General features: G+C 75.0%; 6 protein-coding genes. 5 read left to right on the forward strand and 1 reads right to left on the reverse strand.

Annotated features, from left to right (window positions below; genetic code table 11):
• The first annotated feature begins 124 nt into the window (after positions 1-124).
• The 4 genes from MTQ10_RS25275 (at position 125) to MTQ10_RS25290 (ending at position 4,016) form a co-directional block, all read left to right on the forward strand.
• Complete coding sequence (locus MTQ10_RS25275) at positions 125-892, forward strand: thioesterase II family protein (RefSeq protein ID WP_247472465.1); 768 nt, start codon at positions 125-127, stop codon at positions 890-892.
• A 10-nt stretch (positions 893-902) separates the two neighbouring features.
• The gene (locus tag MTQ10_RS25280) at positions 903-2,168 is read left to right on the forward strand and encodes a beta-ketoacyl-[acyl-carrier-protein] synthase family protein (RefSeq protein WP_247472466.1); all 1,266 of its coding nucleotides are present in this window, start codon (positions 903-905) and stop codon (positions 2,166-2,168) included.
• Entirely contained in the window at positions 2,165-3,412 is a 1,248-nt protein-coding gene (locus MTQ10_RS25285) for a ketosynthase chain-length factor (RefSeq protein ID WP_247472467.1), read from the forward strand. Before MTQ10_RS25280 ends, MTQ10_RS25285 begins: the two co-directional genes overlap by 4 nt.
• Positions 3,413-3,539: 127 nt before the next feature.
• Positions 3,540-4,016 carry a carboxymuconolactone decarboxylase family protein gene (locus MTQ10_RS25290; RefSeq protein ID WP_247472468.1) on the forward strand — a complete coding sequence of 159 codons (477 nt, stop codon included), beginning with the start codon at positions 3,540-3,542 and terminating at the stop codon, positions 4,014-4,016.
• A 72-nt stretch (positions 4,017-4,088) separates the two neighbouring features.
• Here the strand turns inward: MTQ10_RS25290 and MTQ10_RS25295 are convergent, their stop codons facing one another.
• The gene (locus tag MTQ10_RS25295; RefSeq protein WP_247472469.1) at positions 4,089-6,800 is read right to left on the reverse strand and encodes an FAD/NAD(P)-binding protein; all 2,712 of its coding nucleotides are present in this window, start codon (positions 6,798-6,800) and stop codon (positions 4,089-4,091) included.
• Between the two features lie 194 nt (positions 6,801-6,994).
• Here MTQ10_RS25295 and MTQ10_RS25300 point away from each other — a divergent pair.
• Positions 6,995-7,362 (forward strand): helix-turn-helix transcriptional regulator (locus MTQ10_RS25300; RefSeq protein ID WP_247472470.1); only part of this gene is annotated, 368 nt, incomplete at its 3' end.

Here is a 7,362-nt window from a genome sequence, read left to right on the forward strand (position 1 = left end):
GCCCCCGCCCCCGCGGACGAGGCGTGCGCGCACATGGCCGATTCGAGTCTTCCTCCAGGTACGTCGGCGAGGCTCGGACCAGTCGACGCGCTCCACCACGGCGGCCGAGGAGGTGCGGTACATCATGCGGGACAGCACGCCGGTCACGCTCTACTGCTTCGCGCACGCCGGCGCGGGCGTGTCCGGGTTCGCGCACTGGCGCACCGGCACCGGTCCCGGCGTGCGGACCGTGCCCGTGCTGCTGCCAGGGCGGGGCGCCCGGCGCCGGGAGACACGGATCACCTCGCGCGAGGGCCTGCTGGACACCCTCCTTCAACCGCTGGCCGAGCAGGTCGCCGACGGCCGCCCGTACGTGCTGTACGGGCACAGCCTGGGCGGCTTGGTCGCCTACACCCTGGCCCGCGCCCTGATGAAGCGTGGGCTGCCCGCGCCCGCCTGCCTCGCTGTCGGGGCGAGCCCCCCGCCGCAGTTCTCGCCGCCCTGCGACGACGACCTGAGCGACGGACTGCTGCTGCGGTTCGCCGCCGGTCTCGGCGCGGCGCCCGGCGGCGCGCTCGCCGCTCCCGGCAGCCTCTGGTACCGCCGCGTGCTGCCCCTGCTGCGGGACGACCTCAAGCTCGCCGCCGCCCTGCGCGCCGGGGCGCTCGCCGACCCCGGCGGCCCGCTCCCGGTGCCGGTCCTGGCCGTCGGCGGCCAGGACGACCCCGTCGTCGGCCCGGTGGTGCTGGAGGGCTGGGCCCGCTGGACCACCGGCCGCTTCGTGCGGCGCACCGTCCCCGGTGACCACTTCTTCGTCCGCGGCCCGCATGCCCCCCGACTGGTCGGGCGCGCCTGCCGCGTGGTGCGGCGCACCCGGCTCGTACCTGGGCTCATATCTGGAGGACAACTGTGAGGGACAACCGATGAGGCGGGTCGTCATCACCGGCATCGGGGTCGTGGCCCCGGGCGGCGTGGGGACCCGCGCGTTCTGGGACACGCTGACCGCGGGCCGTACCGCCACGCGGGGCATCACCCTGTTCGACGCGAGCCCGTTCCGCTCGCGTATCGCCGCCGAGGCGGACTTCGACCCGGCCGCCCACGGAATCGGCGCGGCCGACGCCGCCCGTCTCGACCGTGCCGCCCAGTTCGCCCTGGTCAGCGCCCGGGAGGCCCTCGAGGACAGCGGACTGGCGGGCGCGCTGGATCCGGTGCGCACCGGTGTCACCCTGGGCAGCGCCGTCGGCTGCACCACCGGCCTGGACAACGAGTACGGCGTGGTCAGCGAGAACGGCAGCACCTGGGAGGTGGACCACACGCGGGCGGTCGCCCACCTCTTCGACTACTTCGTGCCGAGCTCCATGGCCGCCGAGGTGGCCGTGGCGGCGGGCGCGCAGGGCCCGGTGTCGCTGGTGTCGACCGGCTGCACCTCCGGCATCGACTCCGTCTGCCACGCCGCCGACCTGATCCGCGAGGGCAGCGCCGACGTGATGGTGGCGGGCGCGACCGAGGCGCCGATCTCCCCGATCACCGTGGCCTGCTTCGACGCCATCAAGGCGACCAGCCCGCGCAACGACGAGCCGGAGACCGCCTCGCGCCCCTTCGACCGCTCCCGCAACGGCTTCGTCCTCGGGGAAGGCTCGGCGGTGCTGATCCTGGAGGAGTTCGAGCACGCGCGGCGGCGCGGCGCCCACATCTACGCGGAGATCGCCGGGTTCGCCGGGCGCAGCAACGCCTACCACATGACCGGGCTGAAGACGGACGGCGTGGAGATGGCCGAGGCGATCCGCGCGGCGCTCGACGAGGCCCGCCTGGACCCGACCGCCGTCGACTACGTCAACGCCCACGGCTCGGGCACCAAGCAGAACGACCGGCACGAGACGGCCGCGTTCAAGCGCAGCCTCGGAGAGCACGCGTACCGGGTGCCGGTCAGCTCCATCAAGTCGATGATCGGTCACTCGCTGGGGGCGATCGGTTCGCTGGAGGTCGCCGCGAGCGCCCTGGCGATCGAGCACAACACGGTGCCGCCGACGGCCAACCTGCACGAGGCCGACCCGGCCTGCGACCTCGACTACACCCCGCTCACCGCGCGCGAGCAGCGCACCGACACCGTACTCAGCGTCGGCAGCGGCTTCGGCGGCTTCCAGAGCGCCATCGTCCTGACCCGGCCGCGACTTCAGGAGGCGGCATGACCACAGCGACACTGGGCCGTCCCGCGCACCGGTCGGACGCCCGCGCCGGCGTCGGCTCCGTCGTCACCGGCATCGGCGTCGCCGCGCCCAACGGGCTCGGCACCGAGGCGTGGTGGGCCGCGACCCTGCGCGGCGAGAGCGGCATCCGCGCCCTGACCCGCTTCGACGCCTCCCGCTACCCGGTGCGCATCGCCGGCGAGGTCCCCGGCTTCGTCGACGGCGAGCACCTGCCCAGCCGGCTGCTGCCGCAGACCGACCGGGTCACCCGGCTGTCGCTGGCCGCCGCGAAGGAGGCCCTGGACGACTGCGGCACCGACCCGGCGGCACTGCCCGAGTACGGGGCCGGGGTGGTCACCGCCTCCTCCGCGGGCGGGTTCGAGTTCGGCCAGCGCGAGCTGCAGGCCCTGTGGTCCAAGGGCGGCCAGCACGTCAGCGCCTACCAGTCCTTCGCCTGGTTCTACGCCGTGAACACCGGCCAGATCTCCATCCGGCACGGGCTGCGCGGACCGAGCGGGGTCGTCGTCTGCGAGCAGGCCGGCGGCCTGGACGCCACCGCCCACGCCCGCCGGCAGATCCGCAAGGGAGCCCGGCTGGTGGTCACCGGCGGCGTCGACTCGGCGCTGTGTCCGTGGGGCTGGGCCGCGCACCTCGCCGCCGGCGAGCTGAGCCAGGTCGCCGACCCGGCCCGCGCCTACCTGCCGTTCGCCGAAGAGGCCAGCGGGCACGTCGTCGGCGAGGGCGGCGCCCTGTTCGTGCTGGAGAACGCCACCGCCGCCCGCGACCGCGACGCCCACGTGTACGGGGCGTTCACCGGGTACGCGGCCACCTTCGACGGCGGCGGCGCCCCGCGCCTTCGCGACGCCGCACGGCTGGCCATGGACGACGCCGGGGTGCTGCCCGAGGACATCGACGTGGTGTTCGCCGACGCGGCCGGCGCGCGCGCCGCGGACCGCGCCGAGGCAGAGGCGCTGGCCGACCTGTTCGGCCCGCGGCAAGTGCCGGTGACCGCGCCGAAGTCGATGACGGGGCGCCTGCTGGCGGGCGGCGCGTCCCTCGACGTCGCCGCGGCCCTGCTGTCCCTGCGCGACCAGGTGATCCCGCCGACCGTCGGCACCACCGAACCCGCCGCGGACTGCCCGGTCGACCTCGTCACCACGCCCCGCGAGACGCCCGTCCGCCACGCCTTGGTCCTGGCCCGCGGCCGGGGCGGCTTCAACTCGGCGGCCGTCCTCAGCGCCGTCTGACCGCCGGCCACCCCCTCGGTGGACGGCCCCGTGCACCGGGGCCGCCGGACGACATCCCCCACGTCCCGGCGGCCCCGGCTCCCTGTCCTCCCCCGCACGTCATGACGCATCCCCAGAAAGGCATCAGATGAACGCCGCGACCACCCCCACCGCCCGCATGAAGAACCCCGCCATGGTCCTGCCGGACGCCATGAAGGGCATCCAGACCCTCTACCAGGCCATGTACCAGGGCGGCGTCGCCCCGCAGATTCTCGAACTGGTCCACCTGCGGGCCAGCCAGATCAACGGCTGCAGCGCCTGTGTGTTCGCCGGTGTGACAGGCGCGAAGAAGCACGGCGAGAGCGACGAACGCCTCCACGCGGTGGCCGCCTGGCGCGAGGCCCCCTTCTTCACCGAGGAGGAACGCGCGGCCCTGGCCCTGACCGAGGCCGCCACCCGCATCGCCGACCGCTCCGGCAAGGCCGTCCCCGACGAGATCTGGAACGAGGCCGCGGACCACTTCACCGAGGAACAGCTCTCCGCGATCATCCTGATGATCGCCCTCACCAACTTCTTCAACCGCATCAACACGACCATCGAGGAGCCGGCCGGCACCACGTGGTGACCGGGCCGCCGCCCCGGCGGCGCCCACGCGTGCTTGAGGGGATGGTGCAGGAGAGACCACCGGCCGCCGTGGTCAGGCGGACCGGGTGTACTCCGTGACCCCGCCGACGACCGCGGGGCTGCGCCATCCGGCACGCCGTTCGCGTACGGCGTCCAGCCGCCGCCGGTCGAGCGGCGAGGGGCGGCGGTCCAGCCGGGCCGCGAGCAGCCGCGCGGCCCGGTCGTACTCCCCGGACGCGATCAGGGCGTGCAGCAGGGTCTCCTCGACCACCTCCTGCTGGGCCTTGCTGGCCCCGGTGCGCGCCACCAGGGGCAGCAGCGGCCACAGCAGCCGTACGGCCTCCTGCCAGTCCTCGCGGACGACGGCCGACAGAGCGTCGCACAGCGGAGCGATCACCTGGGCGAACACGGCCTGCTGGTGGGCCGACGCGTGGGCCCGCAGCCGTGCGAGGGCGTCGAGGTCCCCGGCGGCGGCGAGGGCGAGCGCGCCGTGCAGGGCGGCGAAGCCCGTGGCAGGTGCGGCCAGCCACTGCTGTGGCGCGGCGTGCAGGAGTTCGGCGACGGGCAGGTCGCCGCTCCAGCTGCCGGTCATGCGGGCCCGCCACAGCAGGGCGGCCGAGTCGGCCAGCAGCCGTCCCCCGCTGACCTGGGAGGCGGAGAGTTCCCGGTGGTAGCGGCGCAGCAGCGCGGGCCGGTCGTCGAGGGACAGCTCGTGCAGGGCGGCGTGCCAGGAGATGTGGGACCGGTGGCAGGCCCCGGCCCCGTGCCGTAGCAGCCACTCGTCCAGCCAGGCCAGGCCGGCACGGTGCTCGCCGGTCTCGTAGTACACGTGGGTCCGGGCGTGCACGGCGTGCCCGGCACTCGGCTCGGCGGCCAGCGCCCGGCAGGACAGGGCCTCGGCCTCCTCCCAACGCTGCTGTTCCTGCCGTACGAAGGCGAGCTGCCCGAGGTACCACCAGTCGTCCCCGTAGGCCGCCGACAGCCCCTCCACGAGTGCCCAGGCCTCTTCCGCGCCGGTCACACCGTTGAAGGAGACGGTCGGGACGGCCGCGCTCACCGCCAGCGCGTCCCGGGGGTGGGCGGCGATGTGGCCCAGCAGCGCCTTCTTGCCGCGCTCCTCGGTACCGGTCAGGCAGGCGTCCACCGCGGCGACGAAGCTGCGTTCGCGGTCGTCGGCCCGTACGGCCGCGGCCCGGCGGGCGCGGGTGAGCGCCCCGGGCGCGGGCCCGGCACCCCCGCGCTCGTGGCCGAGCAGTGCCAGCGCCGCGTGGCCGACGGCGAAGCCCGGGTCGACGGCGACGGCCTGGGCCAGCAGTTCCTCGGCGCCGAGGCGGCCGGCCAGGATGCGCTCCAGCGCCCGGTCGTACAGCTCGGCCGCCTCGGGCGAGGTGCTCAGGCGCTGCCCGTAGCGGTCGGCCGGGGCGGGGGGACGGCGGTCGGCGAGCGTCTCCAGCACGTTCCCGGCGACCTCGGCGGCCTGAGCGCGGATCTCCGGAACGGCGGTGGTCTCCAGCAGGTTCCCGCGCCGCGCGGCCCCGACCGTCCACAGCCGCAGGGCGGGGGCGCCGGCCGCGGGCAGCAGCCGCCCGTCGCCGGCGGTGTCCAGTCCGAGCCCGGCGGGTCCGGTGCGGCCGTACCCGCATTCCAGCAGGCAGCGCACCAGGGGATTCACCGTGCCGGGCGGACCCGCCGGAGCCCCGGTGCAGTTCACCACCGCACTCACCCGCAGCCGGGTGCCGTCGCTGAGGGCGACCTCCACCGCGTCGCCGACCGGCACGGCACCGACCAGCTGCCCGGCGCCGGTACGCACCCGCCCCGACGCCAGCAGCCCGCGGAGCACGGCCGCGGTGGCGGGCGCCATGCGATGGCGATGCACCTCCCAGACCCGCAGGTCCTCCTGGAGGAAACGGACCCGGTCGGGCACGGGCAGCTGCTGCCACAACGCCGCCGTCACCGGACGCAGCCCGTCCAGGCCGGGCCGCCAGTCCCCGCAGGCGCGCCGGGTCGCGGACAGGTGCCGCCGCACGTTGCGCCGCAGCACCTCGAGACCGAGGGAACCGTCCAGCTCCGGCGGCGCCTCGGCCGGCGGAGCCGCGACGGGCAGGTGTTCCTGCGGAAGCAGCCCGTGCCGGGACACCGCGTGCACCACCCGGTCCGGACGGGCCAGCGTGCCGGCCACGTCGACCATGGTCAGCCCGGTGCCGACGAGCAGGACGTCCCCTTCCCCGGCGGGACCGTCGAGGGCACCCGGCGCCCAGGGATCGGCGACGAACCGCCCGGACTGTCGAAGCGCGGCGCCTGCCCAGTCCTGCGCCGGAGCGAGACTGCCCAGCGCCAGCACGGCAGCATCCACCCGCACCTCGCCACGGCCGGCGAGCCGCAGCACCGCCCCGGCCCCCTGCCCGCGTACGGCGACGACCTCGTCCCGCACCCGGTGCAGACGGGCGTGCGTGCAGGCACCGGCGGTGCGCTCGACGAGGTCGGTCAGGTACTTCCCGTACACCCGGCGGGGAACGAAGTCACCGGGAGCGGCGTGCGGATCCCGCTGCGTCAGCCAGCGCAGGAAGTGATCGGGGTCGTCAGGAAAGGCACTCATGCGACCGGCGGGCACGTTGAGGAGATGGCGTGGATCGGCTGTGCCGTAGGCCACCCCCGGCCCGGTCCGCCCGCCCGGATCGATGAGCCACACCCCGACCGCCCGCCCGAGCCGGTCGGCCTGCCGCATCAACTGCACCGCCGTCAGCGCCCCGGCGGCCCCGGCACCGACGACCGCGACCTTGCGCATACGCACTCCTCACACCGAACGGAGGTCTCCTCCACCGGATGACATCGTCGAATCCCACGCTCGACCACGGCTCGAAAAACGGTCGCGAGGCAGTGAAGCCCGCAGACCGCACCCCACGCCCATGAGAAATCCATGTGAAATCAATCGTGAAATCCAGCGTGCGATGGAGATAGGGTGCGGCCTGGAGGTGAGCCGTGCCCACGGAGAACGAACTGTTCCGCGCCGTCGATGCGCTGCTGGAGGAGGCCGCCCAGGACGACCTCCCGCCGCCCGAGGAGCGCAAGCGCCTGCGCGAAGCCGCCGGCCTGAGCCAGGAACAGATCGCGAAGGCTCTCAAAAGCCGGCGGGAGACCATCGGGAACTGGGAGTCGGGCGTGACCGAGCCACGGCCGCCCAAGCGCGCCGCCTACGCCCGCCTCCTGGAAGGCCTCGCCGCACGCTTCCCCGCCCCGGCCGCCGACCTCGCCCGCTTCCTCGGCACCTACGCGGACCGGGTGATGACACCGCGCGGCACGACGGCGGTCACCGGCCTGGAGCTGATGACGGCGCTGCGCCCGCCGAC

The organism is Streptomyces sp. XM83C (assembly GCF_023072675.1).
Lineage (GTDB): Bacteria > Actinomycetota > Actinomycetes > Streptomycetales > Streptomycetaceae > Streptomyces > Streptomyces thermocoprophilus.

Bases quoted from the DNA above. Each gene is read 5' to 3' on its own strand.
- MTQ10_RS25290 (WP_247472468.1), top strand. From the start codon at position 3,540: ATGAACGCCGCGACCACCCCCACCGCCCGCATGAAGAACCCCGCCATG.
- MTQ10_RS25280 (WP_247472466.1), top strand. From the start codon at position 903: ATGAGGCGGGTCGTCATCACCGGCATCGGGGTCGTGGCCCCGGGCGGC.
- MTQ10_RS25275 (WP_247472465.1), top strand. From the start codon at position 125: ATGCGGGACAGCACGCCGGTCACGCTCTACTGCTTCGCGCACGCCGGC.
- MTQ10_RS25295 (WP_247472469.1), bottom strand. From the start codon at position 6,800: ATGCGCAAGGTCGCGGTCGTCGGTGCCGGGGCCGCCGGGGCGCTGACG.
- MTQ10_RS25285 (WP_247472467.1), top strand. From the start codon at position 2,165: ATGACCACAGCGACACTGGGCCGTCCCGCGCACCGGTCGGACGCCCGC.